The 18114-nt window shown below is 52.7% G+C and carries 21 protein-coding genes; 10 read left to right on the plus strand and 11 right to left on the minus strand.

The features are described 5' to 3' along the window. Nucleotides 1-134 precede the first annotated feature (134 nt). The 3 genes from nhaB (at nucleotide 135) to ACLJQJ_RS07885 (ending at nucleotide 2802) form a co-directional block, all read left to right on the plus strand. On the plus strand, nucleotides 135-1679 hold the full coding sequence (nhaB, locus tag ACLJQJ_RS07875; RefSeq protein ID WP_063809176.1) for a Na(+)/H(+) antiporter NhaB: 1545 nt from the start codon (nucleotides 135-137) through the stop codon (nucleotides 1677-1679). Between the two features lie 141 nt (nucleotides 1680-1820). After that, entirely contained in the window at nucleotides 1821-2351 is a 531-nt protein-coding gene (dsbB, locus tag ACLJQJ_RS07880; protein WP_000943475.1) for a disulfide bond formation protein DsbB, read from the plus strand. Between the two features lie 109 nt (nucleotides 2352-2460). Beyond that, on the plus strand, nucleotides 2461-2802 hold the full coding sequence (locus ACLJQJ_RS07885) for a DUF1971 domain-containing protein (RefSeq protein WP_000018967.1): 342 nt from the start codon (nucleotides 2461-2463) through the stop codon (nucleotides 2800-2802). A 70-nt stretch (nucleotides 2803-2872) separates the two neighbouring features. Here the strand turns inward: ACLJQJ_RS07885 and ACLJQJ_RS07890 are convergent, their stop codons facing one another. From ACLJQJ_RS07890 to ACLJQJ_RS07910, 5 genes are all read right to left on the minus strand, one after another. Continuing rightward, on the minus strand, nucleotides 2873-3046 hold the full coding sequence (locus ACLJQJ_RS07890; protein ID WP_001083582.1) for a GnsA/GnsB family addiction module toxin: 174 nt from the start codon (nucleotides 3044-3046) through the stop codon (nucleotides 2873-2875). A 192-nt stretch (nucleotides 3047-3238) separates the two neighbouring features. Continuing rightward, complete coding sequence (locus ACLJQJ_RS07895) at nucleotides 3239-3376, minus strand: hypothetical protein (protein WP_001519337.1); 138 nt, start codon at nucleotides 3374-3376, stop codon at nucleotides 3239-3241. Nucleotides 3377-3727: 351 nt separating this feature from the next. Continuing rightward, nucleotides 3728-4174, minus strand: a complete 447-nt coding sequence (locus ACLJQJ_RS07900) for a YcgN family cysteine cluster protein (RefSeq protein ID WP_001285703.1) — start codon at nucleotides 4172-4174, stop codon at nucleotides 3728-3730. 92 nt (nucleotides 4175-4266) lie between these two features. Further along, entirely contained in the window at nucleotides 4267-4926 is a 660-nt protein-coding gene (locus ACLJQJ_RS07905) for a fumarylacetoacetate hydrolase family protein (RefSeq protein ID WP_001519895.1), read from the minus strand. A gap of 49 nt (nucleotides 4927-4975) precedes the next feature. Further along, the gene (locus ACLJQJ_RS07910; RefSeq protein ID WP_001525604.1) at nucleotides 4976-5269 is read right to left on the minus strand and encodes a YcgL domain-containing protein; all 294 of its coding nucleotides are present in this window, start codon (nucleotides 5267-5269) and stop codon (nucleotides 4976-4978) included. Nucleotides 5270-5394: 125 nt separating this feature from the next. Here ACLJQJ_RS07910 and minC point away from each other — a divergent pair, with 125 nt between their 5' ends. Genes minC through minE form a run of 3 tightly spaced genes read left to right on the plus strand, consistent with a single transcriptional unit; the run spans nucleotide 5395 to nucleotide 7208 of the window. Continuing rightward, entirely contained in the window at nucleotides 5395-6102 is a 708-nt protein-coding gene (gene minC / locus ACLJQJ_RS07915) for a septum site-determining protein MinC (RefSeq protein ID WP_000072527.1), read from the plus strand. 23 nt (nucleotides 6103-6125) lie between these two features. After that, a complete protein-coding gene (gene minD, locus ACLJQJ_RS07920; protein ID WP_000101047.1) occupies nucleotides 6126-6938 on the plus strand; it encodes a septum site-determining protein MinD in 813 nt (270 codons plus the stop codon). Nucleotides 6939-6941: 3 nt separating this feature from the next. Next, on the plus strand, nucleotides 6942-7208 hold the full coding sequence (gene minE / locus ACLJQJ_RS07925; protein ID WP_001185666.1) for a cell division topological specificity factor MinE: 267 nt from the start codon (nucleotides 6942-6944) through the stop codon (nucleotides 7206-7208). A gap of 121 nt (nucleotides 7209-7329) precedes the next feature. Here minE and rnd read toward each other — a convergent pair whose 3' ends face one another. The 5 genes from rnd to ACLJQJ_RS07950 form a co-directional block, all read right to left on the minus strand. Beyond that, nucleotides 7330-8457 carry a ribonuclease D gene (rnd, locus tag ACLJQJ_RS07930; RefSeq protein WP_001109128.1) on the minus strand — a complete coding sequence of 376 codons (1128 nt, stop codon included), beginning with the start codon at nucleotides 8455-8457 and terminating at the stop codon, nucleotides 7330-7332. Nucleotides 8458-8529: 72 nt separating this feature from the next. Beyond that, nucleotides 8530-10215 carry a long-chain-fatty-acid--CoA ligase FadD gene (gene fadD / locus ACLJQJ_RS07935; protein WP_000758418.1) on the minus strand — a complete coding sequence of 562 codons (1686 nt, stop codon included), beginning with the start codon at nucleotides 10213-10215 and terminating at the stop codon, nucleotides 8530-8532. 204 nt (nucleotides 10216-10419) lie between these two features. Next, a complete protein-coding gene (locus tag ACLJQJ_RS07940) occupies nucleotides 10420-11001 on the minus strand; it encodes a Slp family lipoprotein (RefSeq protein ID WP_000290594.1) in 582 nt (193 codons plus the stop codon). A gap of 71 nt (nucleotides 11002-11072) precedes the next feature. Continuing rightward, nucleotides 11073-11768, minus strand: a complete 696-nt coding sequence (gene tsaB, locus ACLJQJ_RS07945; protein WP_020898843.1) for a tRNA (adenosine(37)-N6)-threonylcarbamoyltransferase complex dimerization subunit type 1 TsaB — start codon at nucleotides 11766-11768, stop codon at nucleotides 11073-11075. A 57-nt stretch (nucleotides 11769-11825) separates the two neighbouring features. Continuing rightward, nucleotides 11826-13736: an ATP-dependent DNA helicase gene (locus ACLJQJ_RS07950; RefSeq protein WP_000128807.1), complete on the minus strand. Its 1911-nt coding sequence runs from the start codon at nucleotides 13734-13736 to the stop codon at nucleotides 11826-11828. Nucleotides 13737-13866: 130 nt separating this feature from the next. Between ACLJQJ_RS07950 and ACLJQJ_RS07955 the strand changes: the two genes are divergently transcribed. Continuing rightward, nucleotides 13867-14211: a RidA family protein gene (locus tag ACLJQJ_RS07955; RefSeq protein ID WP_000029550.1), complete on the plus strand. Its 345-nt coding sequence runs from the start codon at nucleotides 13867-13869 to the stop codon at nucleotides 14209-14211. Between the two features lie 5 nt (nucleotides 14212-14216). Here ACLJQJ_RS07955 and ACLJQJ_RS07960 read toward each other — a convergent pair whose 3' ends face one another. Continuing rightward, a complete protein-coding gene (locus ACLJQJ_RS07960) occupies nucleotides 14217-14396 on the minus strand; it encodes a YoaH family protein (RefSeq protein WP_000457328.1) in 180 nt (59 codons plus the stop codon). Nucleotides 14397-14476: 80 nt separating this feature from the next. Between ACLJQJ_RS07960 and pabB the strand changes: the two genes are divergently transcribed. The 3 genes from pabB to sdaA all read left to right on the plus strand — a co-directional run bounded on the left by pabB (nucleotide 14477) and on the right by sdaA (nucleotide 18051). Beyond that, complete coding sequence (gene pabB / locus ACLJQJ_RS07965; protein ID WP_000978464.1) at nucleotides 14477-15841, plus strand: aminodeoxychorismate synthase component 1; 1365 nt, start codon at nucleotides 14477-14479, stop codon at nucleotides 15839-15841. Between the two features lie 3 nt (nucleotides 15842-15844). Beyond that, entirely contained in the window at nucleotides 15845-16423 is a 579-nt protein-coding gene (locus tag ACLJQJ_RS07970; protein ID WP_000381544.1) for a CoA pyrophosphatase, read from the plus strand. Nucleotides 16424-16686: 263 nt separating this feature from the next. Next, nucleotides 16687-18051, plus strand: a complete 1365-nt coding sequence (gene sdaA, locus ACLJQJ_RS07975; RefSeq protein ID WP_000624277.1) for an L-serine ammonia-lyase — start codon at nucleotides 16687-16689, stop codon at nucleotides 18049-18051. Nucleotides 18052-18114: the final 63 nt, after the last annotated feature.

Raw genomic sequence — 18114 nt, forward strand, 5'->3', positions numbered from 1 at the left:
AAAGGGGATCAAGGCACCATTTCTGATATCGCCTGCCAATATCGTTAAGGACTTGCTTGCATTCGTCGCGCTCGCTACTCTCTGTGTTTAAACATAAAAACGCTATTTCATTTTTCTAGGTAAGGAAAAATTTCATGGAGATCTCATGGGGTCGCGCCATGTGGCGCAACTTTTTAGGCCAGTCGCCCGACTGGTACAAACTGGCACTACTTGTCTTTTTAATTGTTAACCCATTCATTTTCTTAGCTAATCCCTTTATTGCCGGTTGGCTGCTGGTGGCAGAGTTTATCTTCACTCTGGCGATGGCGTTAAAGTGTTACCCCCTGCTGCCCGGCGGGTTACTGGCCATCGAAGCCGTCATCATCGGCATGACCAGCGCCGCTCATGTACGTGAAGAGGTTGCCGCCAACCTGGAAGTCTTGCTGCTGCTGATGTTTATGGTGGCAGGCATCTACTTTATGAAGCAGTTATTGCTGTTTATTTTTACCCGTCTGTTACTCAGTATCCGCTCGAAGATGGTTCTGTCGCTGGCCTTTTGCGTCGCCGCCGCGTTCTTGTCGGCTTTTCTTGACGCGCTTACCGTCGTTGCGGTGGTGATCAGCGTCGCCGTCGGTTTTTACGGGATTTACCATCGTGTGGCCTCATCGCGCGGCGAAGAGAACGATATGCTGGACGATAGCCATATCGATCCGCATTACAAAACGGTGCTGGAGCAATTCCGCGGATTCTTGCGCAGCCTGATGATGCATGCGGGTGTGGGGACGGCGCTGGGCGGCGTCATGACCATGGTCGGGGAGCCGCAAAACCTGATCATCGCTAAAGCGGCTGGCTGGCATTTCGGCGACTTCTTTTTACGGATGTCGCCTGTCACCGTCCCGGTACTGATATGTGGACTGTTAACCTGTATGCTGGTCGAGAAAATGCGCTGGTTTGGCTATGGCGAAACGTTGCCCGAAAAAGTCCGCGACGTCTTGCAGCAATTCGACGATCAAAGCCGTAAGAAGCGCACCCGCCAGGATAAAATTAAACTAATAGTCCAGGCAATTATTGGCGTCTGGCTGGTTACCGCCCTCGCCCTCCATCTCGCGGAGGTGGGGCTGATTGGTCTGTCGGTTATTATTCTGGCCACCGCGTTAACGGGTGTAACCGATGAACACGCCATCGGCAAAGCGTTTACCGAGTCGCTGCCGTTTACTGCGCTGTTAACCGTTTTCTTCTCCATTGTGGCGGTTATTATCGATCAACATCTTTTCGCGCCGATTATTCAGTTTGTCTTGCAAGCCTCTGAACACGCGCAGCTAACGCTGTTCTATCTCTTTAACGGCCTGTTGTCTTCCATCTCGGATAACGTCTTTGTCGGCACCATTTATATCAACGAAGCGAAGGCGGCAATGGAAAACGGCGCTATCAGCTTAAAACAGTTTGAGCTATTAGCCGTGGCCATCAATACCGGTACTAACCTGCCATCGGTAGCGACGCCAAATGGTCAGGCGGCATTCTTATTCCTGCTGACCTCCGCGCTGGCGCCGTTAATCCGTCTCTCCTATGGCCGTATGGTCTGGATGGCGTTACCGTACACTATCGTACTGACCCTGATAGGGCTACTGTGCGTCGAATTCACTCTTGCGCCGGTCACCGAATGGATGACTCAGGCAGGATGGTTAGCAACGCTTTCGTAACGTTTGGCCGGGCAATACACCGCCCGGCTCCGATTTTTGCCTGATAATTATCCAATTACACATTATTTCATTTCCCGCTAGTGGCGCACGAATTGAATTGGTTTACACTGCGGTCTCTACGCATGTTGCAGGGAAATTATTATGTTGCGATTTTTAAACCAGTGCTCACGGGGTCGGGGCGCATGGTTACTGATGGCGTTTACCGCCCTGGCGCTGGAAATGGTGGCGCTGTGGTTCCAGCACGTCATGTTACTTAAACCTTGCGTGCTATGTATTTACGAACGTTGCGCCCTGTTTGGCGTGATGGGCGCGGGTCTGGTCGGCGCTATAGCGCCGAAAACGCCGCTGCGATACGTGGCAATGGTTATCTGGATTTACAGCGCCTGGCGGGGTCTACAACTGGCGTATGAACATACGATGATTCAGTTGCATCCCTCGCCGTTCATGACCTGTGACTTTATGGCGCGCTTTCCAGACTGGTTGCCGTTGGGTAAATGGCTGCCGCAGGTGTTTGTGGCATCCGGTGATTGCGCCGAGCGCCAGTGGTCGTTTTTAACGCTGGAGATGCCGCAATGGCTGTTGGGGATCTTTGCCGCTTACCTTGTGGTGGCGATAGCCGTCGTCATAGCCCAGGCATTTAAGCCTAAAAAACGCGACCTGTTCGGTCGTTGATACACACGCTCCTTCGGGAGCGTTTTTTTTTGCCCGAAGCGTTGTTTGCCAGTGATTGAAAGGTGTATATTAAATACATCTTTAAATCACCACATCAGGGAGATGTCTTATGTCCCACTTACGCATCCCGGCAAACTGGAAAGTTAAACGCTCTACCCCCTTTTTCACCAAAGAGAATGTTCCGGCGGCACTGCTCTCTCATCACAACACAGCGGCAGGCGTTTTCGGACAACTCTGCGTGATGGAAGGCACCGTGACCTACTATGGCTTTGCGAATGAAACCGCGACAGAACCAGAAGTGAAAGTGGTGATTAATGCCGGGCAATTCGCCACCAGTCCGCCGCAATACTGGCATCGGGTAGAGCTGAGCGATGATGCGCGGTTCAACATTCATTTTTGGGTAGAGGAAGACCATCAGGGCGAGGAAATGTATCAACAGAAAAAAGCCTGACATCGGTAAACCAGTCACCACTGGGCGGGTCCCGCCCAGTAGCCAAGTGATTAATGGCGCTAATTAAACGCTAGAGTAGTTTAATTTTAACGTGGTATCCCTCAAGCCCTTTCATCGTTTCTCGCGGCGCGAACTCTATTTCGGAAACCTCTTGCCCGGTTTTCTTCCGTAGTTCGGCGACCTTTTTGCTAATGAGTGCTGCGATTTCCTCTTCTGCTTTATGTGTCAACTCTTCGCTGTTCATTGATTTCCTCCTTTGAACTCGCAAACGGCTAAGCGCAATAAGACAGTGTCGTCATGGACGCGCTACTATTTTAACGTACAAAAAATTATAGGCTATCTTTCTGAGAGTTATCAGGATGTTTCGCTTTAGAAGATGTAAAAAAACCGCCTGGCACAGGAGCTGCATCAGGCGGTTGGTTAATAGCACAAGTCGCTATCTACGAGGATCTTCAACCTCATTCTGGGTATCCGGGTCGAGAGGATCGTCTCCCTCTGGTGTATCCGGAATATTTTCACCAGGAAGCGGCTCATCCTCTGGTAATGGATCGACTAAATCAGGACGTTCAGACATAAAGCCTCCAACGAACCATAGTTATTAAAGATACCCTACAGCACTACTTTTGGTTTTTCTTTGGATTTTTTCCTTCGTCTTCGGGTGTCTTATCAGGCTTCCTGGGCTGATCCTTTGAAACGCGCAATGGTTGGTTATTCATGGGGTAACTCCTCAGGATAGGCAGCGATATACTGCTTTGAAAGTATAGAGTCGCCGCCATACGTGCGCGAGCGCAGCGACAAGGCGCGTCAGGGAAGAATAGAAGGCAGTGATAACGCCAGGTGACGGAATTTGCACGCAATTCCTGGTTTCAGGGGCCGCCCGGCGTAAATTAAAGAATTGTAAACAATCAGCCGTTTTGCCGAAGACTTATTCTGCCCACGACGGTTTATTTAAAATATGATCCTGCCAGTCCCGTACTTCGGATTCTTTAACCGCGATATGACGGACAGAAATTCGCTCGCCATGCATAGCGGCTTTCGATCCAGTCAGCAGCGGATGCCACGTCGGCAAGGGCTTACCTTCCGCCAACAAACGGTAGGCGCAGGTCATCGGCAACCATTCAAAGTCTGGCAAGTTTTCGCGAGTGAGTTTGATACAGTCGGGTTCAAATTCAAAACGGCGTTCATAATGACGGCACTGGCACGTTTTGATATTTAATTGCCTGCACGCCACGTTGGTGAAGTAGATTTCATCTGTATCTTCATCCATCAGCTTATGCAGGCAGCATTGACCGCAGCCATCGCACAGCGACTCCCACTCGGCATCGGTCATTTCATCCAGGGTTTTACGTTGCCAGAAAGGTGTATCGCTCATTAAAGTATCCGCCATTGCACTAAAGCTGCACCTTATAACCAGTCTGGCCTGCAGATGCAAGTTTTACCGCCGCTGAAGGCGGCAAGCAGATTTTACAGAACGCGGGTAGACAACGTTTCGCCATTAAAACGAATGTCCAGCTCATCGCCGCTTAATAATGGCCCCACGCCTGCCGGCGTGCCGGTTAGCACCACGTCCCCGGCTTTGAGCGTAAAATAGCGGCTCATATAGGCGATAAGGGGCACAATAGGATGAATCATATCCGCGGTCGACCCTTGCTGGCGAACCTCGCCATTAACGTTAAGTCCGATAACTGTATTTTGCGGATCGCCGCAGAAGGCCGCGACAGGGATGAAGCCTGAAATCGGACATGCGTTATCAAAACCTTTGGCTTTTTCCCAGGGCTGTCCGGCCTTTTTCATTTTCCCTTGAATATCGCGCAGGGTTAAATCAAGCGCCACGCCATAACCGGCTATCGCTTTACGTACATGATCTTCGGTCGCCTGGCGGAGCGTTGCGCCAATCAGCACGGCAAGCTCAACTTCATGATGAACAGCCCCCATATCCGCCGGAATCGCCAGCGGCTGGCGAATATCACACAATGCGGTTTCCGGCTTGATAAAAAGCACGGGTTCTTCCGGCGTCGCGCTGCCCATCTCCTTGATGTGATTTGCGTAATTACTGCCCACGCAGACCACTTTACTTACCGGGTAATCAAGCAAGGCGCCTTGCCAGTTACGATGTTGATACATATTTTCCCCTAAGATCATGATGGAATTCAGGCGCGGCGCCGAATACCGTTTAACGGTCAGCGGGCGACGTATTTTGTCCTACCGAAGAAAGATGTTGTTTCAGCAAATCTTCCGGCGGCGGCGGCAATTGTAAATAATAGCCCTGCTCGCTTAACGCCTGTTTTACTTTTTCGAGCTCGGCATTGACTAATTTTTTACGTCCATCAAGCGGCAGCATCATCGCTAACTGCGGCTGACCGAATCCTTTCATCAACGCTTCAGGCACCCGCGAAAAATCGTCTTTTTTTTCGACATACAAATAGGTTTGATCGCGCTTGCTACTTCTATAGATCACACAAAACATACTTTTACTCTGAATTAACGGGATGGTGACTTGCCTCAATATAATACTGACTATAACATGCCTTCTGGACTTCGGAATATCACTCCGTATCGGAGATGATAAATAGCAAATTGAGTAAGGCCAGGATGTCAAACACGCCAATCGAGCTTAAAGGCAGTAGCTTCACCTTATCAGTGGTTCATTTGCATGAAGCGGAACCAGAGGTTATTCGTCAGGCGTTAGAAGACAAAATAGCGCAGGCTCCTGCGTTTTTAAAACACGCCCCTGTCGTTATTAACGTTAGCGGTCTTGAAAGCCCGGTAAACTGGCCGGAACTGCATAAGATCGTGACCTCAACCGGCTTACGCATTATCGGCGTGAGCGGCTGTAAAGACGCCAGCCTGAAAGTAGAAATCGATCGGATGGGTCTTCCTTTACTGACTGAAGGTAAAGAGAAAGCGGTTCGGCCTGCGCCCGTTGAGCCGGCAACGCCCAGCGAGCCGCCGCAAAACGCTAATCCCATCACAAAAACGCGATTAATTGATGTTCCGGTTCGTTCCGGTCAGCGCATTTATGCTCCACAATGTGATCTGATTGTTACAAGTCACGTCAGCGCTGGCGCAGAGCTTATCGCTGACGGCAATATCCATGTCTATGGCATGATGAGAGGTCGCGCGCTGGCAGGAGCGAGCGGCGATCGGGAAGCGCAAATTTTTTGTACCCATCTGACGGCAGAACTGGTCTCTATCGCAGGTGTTTACTGGCTGAGTGATAAAATCCCGGCAGAATTTTATGGCAAAGCGGCGCGCCTGCGTTTAGCAGACAACGCTTTGACAGTTCAACCGTTGAATTGATCCCTTTTTAACAAGGAATTTTTATGGCACGCATTATTGTTGTTACTTCGGGTAAAGGGGGCGTTGGCAAGACCACCTCCAGCGCGGCCATCGCTACAGGTTTGGCCCAGAAGGGAAAGAAAACTGTCGTCATTGATTTTGATATCGGACTGCGTAACCTCGATCTGATTATGGGGTGCGAACGTCGTGTCGTTTACGATTTTGTAAACGTCATTCAGGGCGATGCGACACTGAATCAGGCGCTGATCAAAGATAAGCGTACTGAAAATCTCTTCATTCTTCCGGCGTCGCAGACCCGGGATAAAGACGCGCTAACGCGCGAAGGCGTCGCTAAGGTACTGGACTCACTGAAAGCGATGGACTTTGAGTTCATCGTTTGCGACTCGCCGGCGGGTATCGAAACCGGGGCGCTGATGGCGCTCTATTTTGCCGATGAAGCGATCATTACGACCAACCCGGAAGTCTCTTCTGTCCGTGACTCGGACCGTATTCTGGGTATTCTGGCATCGAAATCTCGTCGCGCAGAAAATGGCGAAGAACCGATTAAAGAACATCTCCTGTTGACGCGCTACAATCCAGGCCGCGTCAATAAAGGCGACATGCTCAGCATGGAAGATGTACTGGAGATTCTGCGTATTAAACTCGTCGGGGTGATCCCGGAAGATCAATCCGTACTGCGCGCATCTAACCAGGGCGAACCGGTGATTCTTGACGCCACTGCGGATGCGGGTAAAGCCTATGCAGATACCGTAGATCGTCTGTTGGGAGAAGAACGTCCTTTCCGCTTCATTGAAGAAGAGAAGAAAGGTTTCCTCAAACGCCTGTTCGGAGGATAAATTATGGCATTACTGGATTTTTTTCTCTCGCGGAAAAAGAGTACCGCTAATATTGCAAAAGAGCGGTTGCAAATCATTGTCGCGGAACGTCGCCGTAGCGATGCCGAACCGCATTATTTACCGCAGTTACGTAAAGATATTCTTGAGGTCATTTGTAAATACGTACAAATCGATCCGGAAATGGTTACCGTCCAGCTTGAGCAAAAAGATGGTGATATCTCCATCCTTGAACTTAACGTAACGCTACCGGAAGCCGAAGAGTCAAAATAAGCTCTTTTATGGGAAAATTCCTGGATTAAAAAAGGCAGAAGAATCTGCCTTTTTTATTTTTTTACATTATTCCGAATACGGACATTTATTTCACTGGCCGTTTTCCCGGCAATTACCGCCGTTAACGCGGATACTCCTGCAACAGAAGAGTTAACTTCTCCGCCATCAGTTCGGCGCGCCAGCCGGAAATCAATTCCGGTTGCCCATTTTGCGGTTTTAATTTCCAGTGCCAGTTAAGCAACTGATTAATCTGCCGACGCGATGCCAGTAGCTCGCCGCTGACGTGATGCGACGCGCTCACCTCCGCCACCAGCGCTTTGATGGCCTTAAACGCTTTGCGATAGCCCGGCATGTCCATCAGATTCAACAGGGGTTCCGGCAATGCCTCTTCCGGTAACGCCTGTGCTTTCGCCACCAGCGATATCAACGTCTTGCCGTGAAAACGAATCTCGCTGCCGGAAAGCCCCAGGCTATCCAGCTCACCGAGACTGCCCGGCATATAACGCGCGACCGCCCACAGGTTTTCTTCACGCACAACAAAGTTCACCGCCATATCGCGCTCACGCGCCTTACGTAGCCGCCAGTCAGCTAAAAGTTGCAGACAGGCTAACTGGCGGGTACGCAGTTGCCAGGCATTAGTGATATCCCGCCATGCCTCTTCCGGCGCCTGAATCTCCTGACGACGCTGCTGCATCAATCGACATTCATCAAGCGCGGCAGGCAGCCATCCTGCGGCTTCAGTTTCAATCATCAGCTTTTTGGCGATCGGTAACAGATACCAAACATCCGCCGCCGCGTATTCACACTGACGTTCACTTAAAGGCCGGGCTAACCAGTCGGTACGAGACTCGCTTTTATCCAGCGCCACGCCCGTATACTCTTCTACCATCGACGCGAACCCCCACGACAGCGGACGCCCGCAAAACGCCGCCAGGATTTGCGTATCAATCAGGGGTTCCGGCAGTTCGCCAAACGCATTCAGAAATACTTCCAGATCTTCGCTACCCGCGTGCAGAAATTTGGTGATTCCCGTATCTCGCAGCACCGCTTTTAACGGCGACCAGTCGCTGATGCCGAGCGGATCGATCAGGGCGACATTTGCCCCGTCAAATAACTGTATCAATCCTAACTGCGGGTAATAGGTGCGGGTACGGACAAATTCCGTATCTAAAGCAATAGCCGGACATGCGCGGACAGCCTCACACAGGCTCGCCAGCGCATCGTCCGTTTCAATCATTTGGTAATTCAAATCGTGTTCTCTTTGGTTCGCGCCAAAAAAAACGCCGGCTTAACCGGCGTCTCTCGTTAGCTGACTTAACGCTCAGGCTTTATTGTCTACTTTGCCACGGGCTTCGTCACGCAGTTCTCGTCGTAAAATTTTCCCAACGTTAGATTTTGGTAATTCCTCGCGAAACTCTACCTGTTTGGGCACCTTATATCCGGTCAGATGGCGACGGCAGAAGGTGATCAACGCATCGTCAGTCAATGCCGGATCTTTCTTAACCACAAAAAGCTTCACCGCTTCGCCGCTACTACCGGAAGGCACGCCAACCGCCGCGACTTCCTGCACGCCAGAATGCTGCATCACCACATCTTCAATTTCGTTTGGATAAACGTTGAAACCAGAAACCAGAATCATATCTTTCTTACGATCGACAATCCGCAGAAAGCCGTCTTCATCCATAACCGCAATATCGCCCGTATGCAGCCAGCCATCTTTAATGATTTCATCCGTCGCGTCAGGACGCTGCCAGTATCCCAGCATAACCTGCGGACCTTTCACGCAAAGCTCTCCGGCCTCACCCGGCGCGACTTCGTTGTCATCGTCATCCACCAGTTTGGCTTCTGTTGACGGTACTGGCAGGCCGATACTGCCGCTGTGATAATCAATATCATGCGGGTTGACGCTCACCAGCGGGGCGCACTCGGTCAGCCCGTAGCCTTCCAGCAGGTATTGCCCGGTCAGCTTTACCCAACGTTCCGCAACGACGTTTTGCACCGGCATCCCGCCGCCGGCTGACAGATGCAGCGAAGAAAAATCCAGCTGTTGAAACTCTTTATTATTGAGCAGGGCGTTGAATAGCGTATTAACGCCGGTCATCGCCGTAAATGGATATTTCGCCAGCTCCTTGACCAGGCCGGGGATATCACGCGGATTGGTAATCAGCAGGTTTTGCCCACCCAGCTCGATAAAAAGCAGACAGTTCATGGTTAAGGCAAAAATGTGATACAGCGGCAGCGCGGTCACTACCAGCTCTTTCCCCGGGTGCAGCAGCGGCCCATAGGTCGCTTTCACCTGCTCCAGATTCGCCAGCATATTGCGGTGGGTCAACATCGCGCCTTTCGCCACGCCCGTCGTACCGCCGGTATATTGCAGGAAAGCCAGATCTTCAGCGACAACCTCGGGTTTGACATACTGCATACGGTAGCCATGCTGTAGCGCGCTGCGAAACGAGATCGCATCTGGCAAGTGGTATTTTGGCACCAGACGCTTGATGTATTTCACGACAAAGTTAACAACCGTACCTTTGGCGGTAGAAAGCTGGTCGCCCATCCGCGTCAGAATAACGTGCTGTACCGACGTTTTCTCGACTACTTTTTCCAGCGTATGGGCAAAGTTAGAAACAATAATGATTGCCGCCGCGCCGCTATCGTTAAGCTGATGCTCAAGTTCGCGCGGCGTGTACAGCGGGTTAACGTTCACCACAATCATGCCGGCGCGTAAAATACCAAATAGCGCGACAGGATACTGCAACAGGTTTGGCATCATCAGCGCCACACGGTCGCCTTTTTTGAGTCCCAGCCCTTGTTGTAAATAAGCCGCAAATGCCCGACTACGTTCTTCTAATTTACGGAAGGTCATTACCTCCCCCATATTGACGAACGCAGGCTGATCGGCATAGCGCGTCGCCGCATGTTCAAACAGTTCAACCAGGGATTGATAACGGTCAGGGTTGATCTCCGCCGGAACATCAGCAGGATAACGGTTAAGCCAAACCTTCTTCAATGCATCACCTCTAAAATGAGTGTTCGTCGTCATCACAACCCCAGTTAATAAACAAGTCGTTAACATTATATTAACTCAGCGTACCAGTTTATTAATTACGCAACTGAAAGGTTGCGAAGCGCGTCACTATTTATTTTTATTATGTCTCTATGAATGCAGAAACAGCGGACCAGCCGCTGTTTCTTTTATTGATAAAACAAAGGGTTACTCTGTTACTATCGTCTGAACCTCTGCGGGTCCAGGGTTATACCATCCCCAACCGCCATAGCCATAAGGCCAGGCGCGTCCGCCGTAAAACCACGGATCGATCGGCTGTGGAGGCATGACGACCTGCTGAACAAGATGCCAGCGTTTATAGCCGGTAGCCTGCATCAGCATAAATTTATACGGCGTATTGCCGATTTTACCGTCAACCGTGCCGGTTATCGGGCCGACAACGGTAACTAACTGGCCACGGAAGTCCACCGGGTCCAGAAAACCGTTCACATCGGCAAAAATTCTGCCGCGCGAGGCTTCGCCCAGAACAGGACGCGCGCCGCTGTCGAGCGGTACGGTCGCGATTTCAAGCCGGGTTTTTCCCTGCTGATTTTGCACCGCCACAACTTTGCCGCCGAAACGCGCCTCTTGCCCGATATAGAGCTGTGGCGCATTCATCACCCGCACCAAATCCTGCTGTGGCGTCGGACTCGAACCTTTAATGGCATCCGGGATAGTCACGCAACCGCTCAGCATAAGCGCAAAAGCGCACGCCAGCGCCCCTTTTATTAACCGTTTTTGAACCGCCATGATGCGACTCCTTTTTCTCGACCTCTATTCCACCCCACAGCATAAAGTATGGGGGGTAATAGTAGTGAGAGTCATTCTTTGCCGGGAAGTTTCTTCCACGCCACTTCGTTACGCAAATAAACCGGCTCGGCATGTTCCACGGCAACGGTCTCTCCTGCCGCCAGCTTTTGACTGGCGATGGGCAACATATCTTCCGCTGCCGGGAGCGACACCTCCCCATCATGAAGCGTCAGGCCGCACTCCTTCGCCAGATCGGGCCACGCTGACCAACCCGTTCCTACGGTCGCCCACTCGCCAGAAAGCTGTTTCAACCGCTCGCCGACCCGTTCCGGTTTCAGCACCGCTTCCGTCTCTTCGCCCTGCCAGACGCCCTGCGCATCACGCTGGTATTCCGCCCAGTACACTTCTCCCATTCGCGCGTCAATCGCGGCGAGTACGCGGGTCACGCCGGTTTTACGCCACGCGCCCTGCGCCATCGTGGCAAGCGTCGAAACACCGATCATCGGCAGATTTGCCCCTAACGCCAGCCCTTGCGCAATCCCAATGCCGATACGCACGCCGGTAAAGCTGCCCGGACCGCGCCCAAACGCCAGCGCATCTATCTCATTGAGCGAGACGCCGCCGGCGGCCAGAATCTCCTGCACCATGGGCAGGATACGTTGAGTGTGTTCTCGTGGACAAAGCTCAAAGTGAGCATTGATAGTACCGTTGTTCCACAGGGCGACAGAACAGGCCTCTGTGGCGGTATCGATAGCCAGAATTCGCATGAGGTTTCGTGCTTAGATCAATAAAATAGCGCGCATCTTACCATACTCCGTAACAAATTACTCGGCGGATGGAATCGCAAGAAAGCGAACGGCACGGGCGATATCACGCGTGCGCGGCGCAGGAGGCAGGCTGGCGAGAAACGTGGCGCCATAGGGCCGCATCACCAGCCGGTTATCACAAATCACTAACACCCCGCGATCGTCCGCATCGCGAATCAGCCGCCCTACTCCCTGCTTCAGCGTAATCACCGCGTCGGGCAGTTGAACCTCATCAAACGGATCGCCGCCGCGCAAACGACAGTCTTCCATTCGCGCTTTTAACAACGGGTCGTCCGGGGAAGTAAACGGCAATTTGTCGATAATCACCAAAGATAACGTATCGCCGCGCACGTCCACCCCTTCCCAGAAGCTGCTGGTGGCGACGAGCAGCGCGTTGCCGGCGCTAACAAATTGCTGTAACAGTTGGCCTTTACTGGTTTCCCCTTGCAATAATACTGGCAGCGTCATAGTGGCGCGAAACTGCTCCGCCAGATCGCGCATCATGGCGTGCGAGGTGCACAGCATAAAACATCGCCCGTTATTGGCTTCGATAATCGGCCTGAGCATAGCCGCCAACTGTCGCGCCGCGCCGGGCTGGTTGGTTTGCGGTAGGTTACGCGGTACGCAGAGTAACGCCTGGCGCGTATAGTCGAATGGGCTGGGCAGTAGCATGGATTCTGCCTGTTCAATTCCCAGACGGGCGGTAAAGTGGTGAAGATCATCATTTACCGACAACGTGGCCGAGGTAAAAATCCAGCTACCGGGCTTCTGTTCCATCACCTCTTTGAATTTGTCCGCCACGGTGAGCGGCGTCAGCGCCAGGGTGAAATGGCGCGAGGTGCACTCATACCAGTAGCTGTATCCCGGCTGATTGATCTCTTTTAAGCGTTTCAGCCGTGAACGGTATAGCGTGGCGCGTTCAAAAGCCGCATCCAGCAGCGCCGAACGGCCCAGCGACAGTTTCGCCACGTCGTAACAAAGCTCCAGCGTATCATCCAGCAGTAAAAATGCCCGTTGGATACGTGAGTCAGCTAACAGTTCACGCAAATTTCCCCGGTAGCCGGGCTCCCCCAGTTGCAGACGAAAATCCTGGGCGCTCTGGGCAAGGCGATCGGCGCATTTTTGCAACTGTTGAGTGTCTTTCAGTTCCGTCCGGTAGGCGATGGTGATGTCTTTTGCTAAATCCAGCAACTGACGGCTGGAGAGCGATTGTCCGAAATACTGGCTGGCGATGTCAGGCAGTTGGTGGGCTTCATCGAAGATCATTACTTCAGCCTGAGGGATAAGTTCGCCAAATCCGCTCTCTTTAACCACCATATCCGCAAGGAAAAGGTGGTGGTTTACAATCACCACATCCGCGTCCATCGCCTTTTTACGCGCTTTCACCACAAAGCACTCTTTATAGAGCGGGCAATCGCTGCCAAGGCAGTTGTCGTTGGTACTGGTGACCAGCGGCCAGGCCTGGGAATCCTCCGCCACGCTGACGCAGGTGCTGATATCGCCATCCCGCGTCTGATTTGACCAGGAGCGCAGCAATATCACGTCGCTTAACGTTTGTACCGGTAAATCGCCGCCCGCCAGCGCTTGTTGTTCCAGCCGCTCCAGGCAGAGGTAATTTGAACGCCCTTTCAACAGGGCTGTCTTACCGGTAAACGCCAACGCTTTTGCTACCGTTGGCAGATCGCGGCTGTAGAGTTGATCCTGCAACGCTTTCGACCCGGTCGAAATAATGACTTTTTTCCCGGCGCGCAACGCCGGAGCGAGGTAAGCATAGGTCTTCCCGGTTCCGGTGCCGGCTTCAACGACCAGAGGCTGCGCATTTTCAATCGCTTGTGTCACGGCAACCGCCATTTGTCGCTGTGGTTCGCGCGGTTTAAAGCCGGTTATCGCTTTGGCCAGTTGGCCATCTGCTGCAAAATCGTCCGTCACACTGCCCCCTGTTAATTTGCACAGGGATTATGTCAGGGTAGAAAGGCTTACGCCAGTTACAGAGGTGACGGCGGCGCCACATTGTGGCAGTCTTGAACCATTCAAATGAAAAGCAAATGAGGAATAAGTGATGTCTATCGTGCGTATTGATGCCGAAGATCGTTGGTCAGACGTGGTGATCTACAATAATACGCTGTGGTATACCGGCGTGCCGGAAAACCTCGACGCCGACGCTTTTGAGCAAACGGCGAATACTCTGGCGCAAATTGATGCGGTGCTGGAAAAACAGGGCTCCAGTAAGTCACGTATTCTGGATGCCACTATTTTCCTGAGCGATAAAGCGGATTTTGCCGCCATGAATAAGGCGTGGGATGCGTGGGTCGTCGCAGGCCATGCGCCGGTACGCTGTACCGTACAGGCCGGGTTAATGAATCCGAAATATAAAGTTGAGATTAAGATTGTCGCGGCGGTATAAGCCGGTTATTCGTCTTCATCCTCAAAACGCGCCACTATCCGTTCGCCGGTATGGTTGGCGCGAAGTTCGCCCGCTACTTGGGCAATCGCTTCTCCGCTGCTCATACCTTGCGACATCAATTCCTGGATACGTTCTACGGCTTTTTGCTGTTGTTCATGACTGAGTGAAGGTAAACCTGCAAACATGATTAACTCCTGCTAAATTGTTAGCGCTAATTATTTCACGCTACCCGGCGGTAAGCCAGTAGTGTTGTAACGAGTCAGGAATGATGAAGACGTTATCTCCCACTGTTATCACCTTACCCTGGCGTCCGGACGCCGCTGAACACTATTTTGCGCCCGTAAACCATTTGCCCTGGGCGATGCTGCTGCATTCAGGTGATGCTATTCATCCCTATAACCGTTTTGATATTCTGGTCGCCGATCCTGTCACCACGCTGACCACGCGCGCGCAGGAAACCACGGTATGTACTGCGCGCACGACTACCGTCACTCTCGACGATCCGTTACACGTTTTGCAGACTCAACTGGAGGCTCTGCCTTTTCATCCTCAGCCTGACCCTGACTTACCCTTTCAGGGCGGCGCGCTGGGTCTGTTTGGTTATGATTTAGGGCGGCGTTTCGAAATTCTGCCCGATACTGCCGCGCGCGATATCGCTTTACCCGATATGGCGATTGGCCTTTACGACTGGGCGCTGATTGTCGATCACCAAAAACAGGTGGTGTCGCTGATAAGCTATCACGATGCAGACGCCCGATATCGCTGGCTCACCAGCCAGCGCGCGCCAACCCGAACGCCCTTCAGGCTTACCTCGGCCTGGCAATCCAATATGACGCGTTGCGAGTATGGCGAGAAGTTTCGTCAGGTGCAGGCCTGGCTGCACAGCGGGGACTGCTATCAGGTCAATCTTTCCCAGCGTTTTCAGGCGAGCTACGAGGGTGATGAGTGGCAGGCTTTCGAACGCCTTAACCGCGCAAATCGCGCCCCGTTCAGCGCCTTTCTTCGTTTACATGACGGCGCCATATTGAGCCTTTCTCCCGAGCGTTTTATCCAACTGGAGAATGGTCATATCCAGACGCGCCCGATCAAAGGTACGCTTCCACGGCTTAACGATCCGCAGGCGGATCGTCAGCAGGCGCAGAAACTGGCCAACTCAATGAAAGATCGCGCTGAAAATTTGATGATTGTCGATTTGATGCGTAACGATATTGGCCGGGTCGCCGTACCAGGTTCGGTGAAAGTGCCGGAACTGTTCGTCGTCGAACCATTTCCAGCCGTTCACCATCTGGTTAGCACCATTACCGCCCGTTTACCGGACTCGCTTCATGCTACCGACCTGCTGCGCGCGGCTTTCCCCGGCGGCTCCATTACCGGCGCGCCTAAAGTGCGGGCAATGGAAATTATCGACGAACTGGAGCCGCAGCGACGCAACGCCTGGTGCGGTAGCATCGGTTATCTGAGTTTCTGCGGCAAGATGGATACCAGTATTACTATCCGCACCGTCACGGCAACGCAGGGCCAACTCTATTGCTCAGCCGGCGGCGGTATCGTGGCCGATAGCAACGAAGAAGCGGAATATCAGGAAACTTTTGATAAAGTTAATCGTATCCTGCACCCACTGGAGAACTAATACGTGGATACCAGCCGTCTGACGCTCGATCATTTCTTATCGCGCTTTCAGCTTTTGCGCCCGCAGATGACTCATGAAACGTTAAATCAACGTCAGGCCGCCGTACTGATCCCTGTGGTTCGCCGCCCCCAGCCGGGGCTGCTGTTGACCCAGCGGGCTATTCATTTGCGCAAACACGCCGGACAGGTCGCCTTTCCCGGCGGGGCCGTGGACAGTACCGATGCTTCGCTTATCGCCGCAGCGCTTCGCGAAGCGCAGGAGGAAGTCGCCATCCCGCCACAAGCCGTGGAAGTGATTGGCGTTTTACCGCCGGTAGACAGCGTGACCGGTTTTCAGGTCACCCCGGTGGTCGGCATTATTCCGCCAAATCTCCCCTGGCGCGCCAGTGAAGACGAAGTGTCTGCGGTGTTTGAAATGCCGCTGGCGCAAGCGTTGCAACTGGGTCGATATCATCCGCTTGATGTTTACCGTCGCGGCAATTCGCACCGCGTATGGCTCTCCTGGTATGAGCATTATTTCGTCTGGGGCATGACCGCAAACATTCTTCGTGAGCTGGCGCTGCAAATCGGCGTAAAGCCCTGACTGTACACAACGCCATTCACGTTGCCTCAAGGCGGTAACAATCGCCTCCCCCAAAGAGGCAGCCTGAAGGGCAACGTGTATATACTTAACTTTACGCGCGCAAGACACGACTTGAGATTACTGTCGCAATATTAGTAAAAACGCGGTTATTCATTAGTTTAATTCATGTGAATAGTTAAGCTGATGCCAGCGTTCCCTCTTACACTATGCGCAGTTATAACATCGTAACCGGAAGCCCCGGTTGCCCTGTCAGGAGTATTATCGTGATTAGCCTATTCGACATGTTTAAGGTAGGGATTGGTCCCTCCTCTTCCCACACTGTTGGCCCGATGAAGGCCGGTAAACAGTTCGTCGATGACCTGGTCGAAAAAGGATTACTGGATAACGTTACCCGCGTCGCTGTCGATGTCTACGGCTCACTGTCGCTGACGGGGAAAGGTCACCATACCGATATCGCCATTATTATGGGTCTGGCGGGTAATGAACCCGCTACCGTGGATATTGATAGTATCCCCGGTTTTATTCGCGACGTCGAAACGCGCGAGCGTCTGTTACTGGCCCAGGGACGTCACGAAGTCGACTTCCCGAAAGATGACGGAATGCGTTTTCACAACGGCAATTTGCCGCTGCATGAAAACGGGATGCAGATCCACGCCTGGCATGATGACACGGTCATTTATAGCAAGACGTACTATTCCATCGGCGGCGGCTTTATCGTTGATGAAGAGCATTTCGGCCAGGAAGCGACGAATGAGGTTACTGTACCTTATCCGTTTAAATCGGCGAAAGAAATGCTGGAGTATTGCAACAGTACCGGCCTTTCACTCTCCGGCATGGTGATGCAAAACGAACTGGCGCTGCATAGCAAGAAAGAGATTGAAGAGTATTTCGGTCACGTCTGGCAGACCATGCAGGCCTGTATTGATCGCGGTATGAATACCGAAGGCGTTCTGCCAGGGCCGCTGCGCGTACCGCGTCGCGCCTCTGCGCTGCGTCGTATGCTGGTTTCCAGCGATAAGCTTTCCAGCGATCCGATGAACGTCATTGACTGGGTGAACATGTTTGCTCTGGCGGTGAACGAAGAGAACGCCGCAGGCGGCCGCGTCGTGACGGCGCCAACCAATGGCGCGTGCGGCATCGTTCCTGCGGTACTGGCTTACTACGACCATTTTATTGAGTCTGTCAGCCCGGATATTTACACCCGCTACTTCCTGGCGGCAGGCGCTATTGGCGCGCTGTATAAGATGAACGCGTCTATTTCCGGCGCGGAAGTCGGCTGTCAGGGCGAAGTCGGGGTCGCCTGTTCGATGGCGGCGGCAGGCCTTGCTGAACTGTTGGGCGCCAGCCCGGAACAGGTTTGCGTTGCCGCTGAAATCGGCATGGAGCATAACCTGGGGCTGACCTGCGACCCGGTTGCCGGTCAGGTGCAGGTGCCGTGTATCGAGCGTAACGCCATTGCTTCGGTTAAAGCGATCAACGCTGCGCGTATGGCCATGCGTCGAACCAGCGCGCCGCGCGTCTCGCTGGATAAAGTCATCGAAACGATGTACGAGACCGGAAAAGACATGAACGCCAAATACCGCGAAACGTCGCGCGGCGGGTTGGCCATTAAAGTCCAGTGTGATTAAACGCCATTTCCCCTCCCTTCGCCCATCTGCTACGGATGGGCGAAATTTTTATCTCTTCCTCGT

It is taken from the genome of Salmonella sp. SAL04202 (genome assembly GCF_046550775.1).
GTDB classification, from domain to species: Bacteria; Pseudomonadota; Gammaproteobacteria; order Enterobacterales; family Enterobacteriaceae; genus Salmonella; species Salmonella enterica.

Coding starts and splice junctions, on each gene's coding strand:
- pabB (WP_000978464.1), top strand. CDS start 14,477: ATGATGAAGACGTTATCTCCCACTGTTATCACCTTACCCTGGCGTCCG.
- minD (WP_000101047.1), top strand. CDS start 6,126: ATGGCACGCATTATTGTTGTTACTTCGGGTAAAGGGGGCGTTGGCAAG.
- ACLJQJ_RS07960 (WP_000457328.1), bottom strand. CDS start 14,396: ATGTTTGCAGGTTTACCTTCACTCAGTCATGAACAACAGCAAAAAGCC.
- tsaB (WP_020898843.1), bottom strand. CDS start 11,768: ATGCGAATTCTGGCTATCGATACCGCCACAGAGGCCTGTTCTGTCGCC.
- ACLJQJ_RS07910 (WP_001525604.1), bottom strand. CDS start 5,269: ATGTTTTGTGTGATCTATAGAAGTAGCAAGCGCGATCAAACCTATTTG.
- minC (WP_000072527.1), top strand. CDS start 5,395: ATGTCAAACACGCCAATCGAGCTTAAAGGCAGTAGCTTCACCTTATCA.
- ACLJQJ_RS07885 (WP_000018967.1), top strand. CDS start 2,461: ATGTCCCACTTACGCATCCCGGCAAACTGGAAAGTTAAACGCTCTACC.
- ACLJQJ_RS07940 (WP_000290594.1), bottom strand. CDS start 11,001: ATGGCGGTTCAAAAACGGTTAATAAAAGGGGCGCTGGCGTGCGCTTTT.
- minE (WP_001185666.1), top strand. CDS start 6,942: ATGGCATTACTGGATTTTTTTCTCTCGCGGAAAAAGAGTACCGCTAAT.
- dsbB (WP_000943475.1), top strand. CDS start 1,821: ATGTTGCGATTTTTAAACCAGTGCTCACGGGGTCGGGGCGCATGGTTA.
- nhaB (WP_063809176.1), top strand. CDS start 135: ATGGAGATCTCATGGGGTCGCGCCATGTGGCGCAACTTTTTAGGCCAG.
- ACLJQJ_RS07955 (WP_000029550.1), top strand. CDS start 13,867: ATGTCTATCGTGCGTATTGATGCCGAAGATCGTTGGTCAGACGTGGTG.
- ACLJQJ_RS07900 (WP_001285703.1), bottom strand. CDS start 4,174: ATGAGCGATACACCTTTCTGGCAACGTAAAACCCTGGATGAAATGACC.
- ACLJQJ_RS07890 (WP_001083582.1), bottom strand. CDS start 3,046: ATGAACAGCGAAGAGTTGACACATAAAGCAGAAGAGGAAATCGCAGCA.
- ACLJQJ_RS07895 (WP_001519337.1), bottom strand. CDS start 3,376: ATGTCTGAACGTCCTGATTTAGTCGATCCATTACCAGAGGATGAGCCG.
- ACLJQJ_RS07905 (WP_001519895.1), bottom strand. CDS start 4,926: ATGTATCAACATCGTAACTGGCAAGGCGCCTTGCTTGATTACCCGGTA.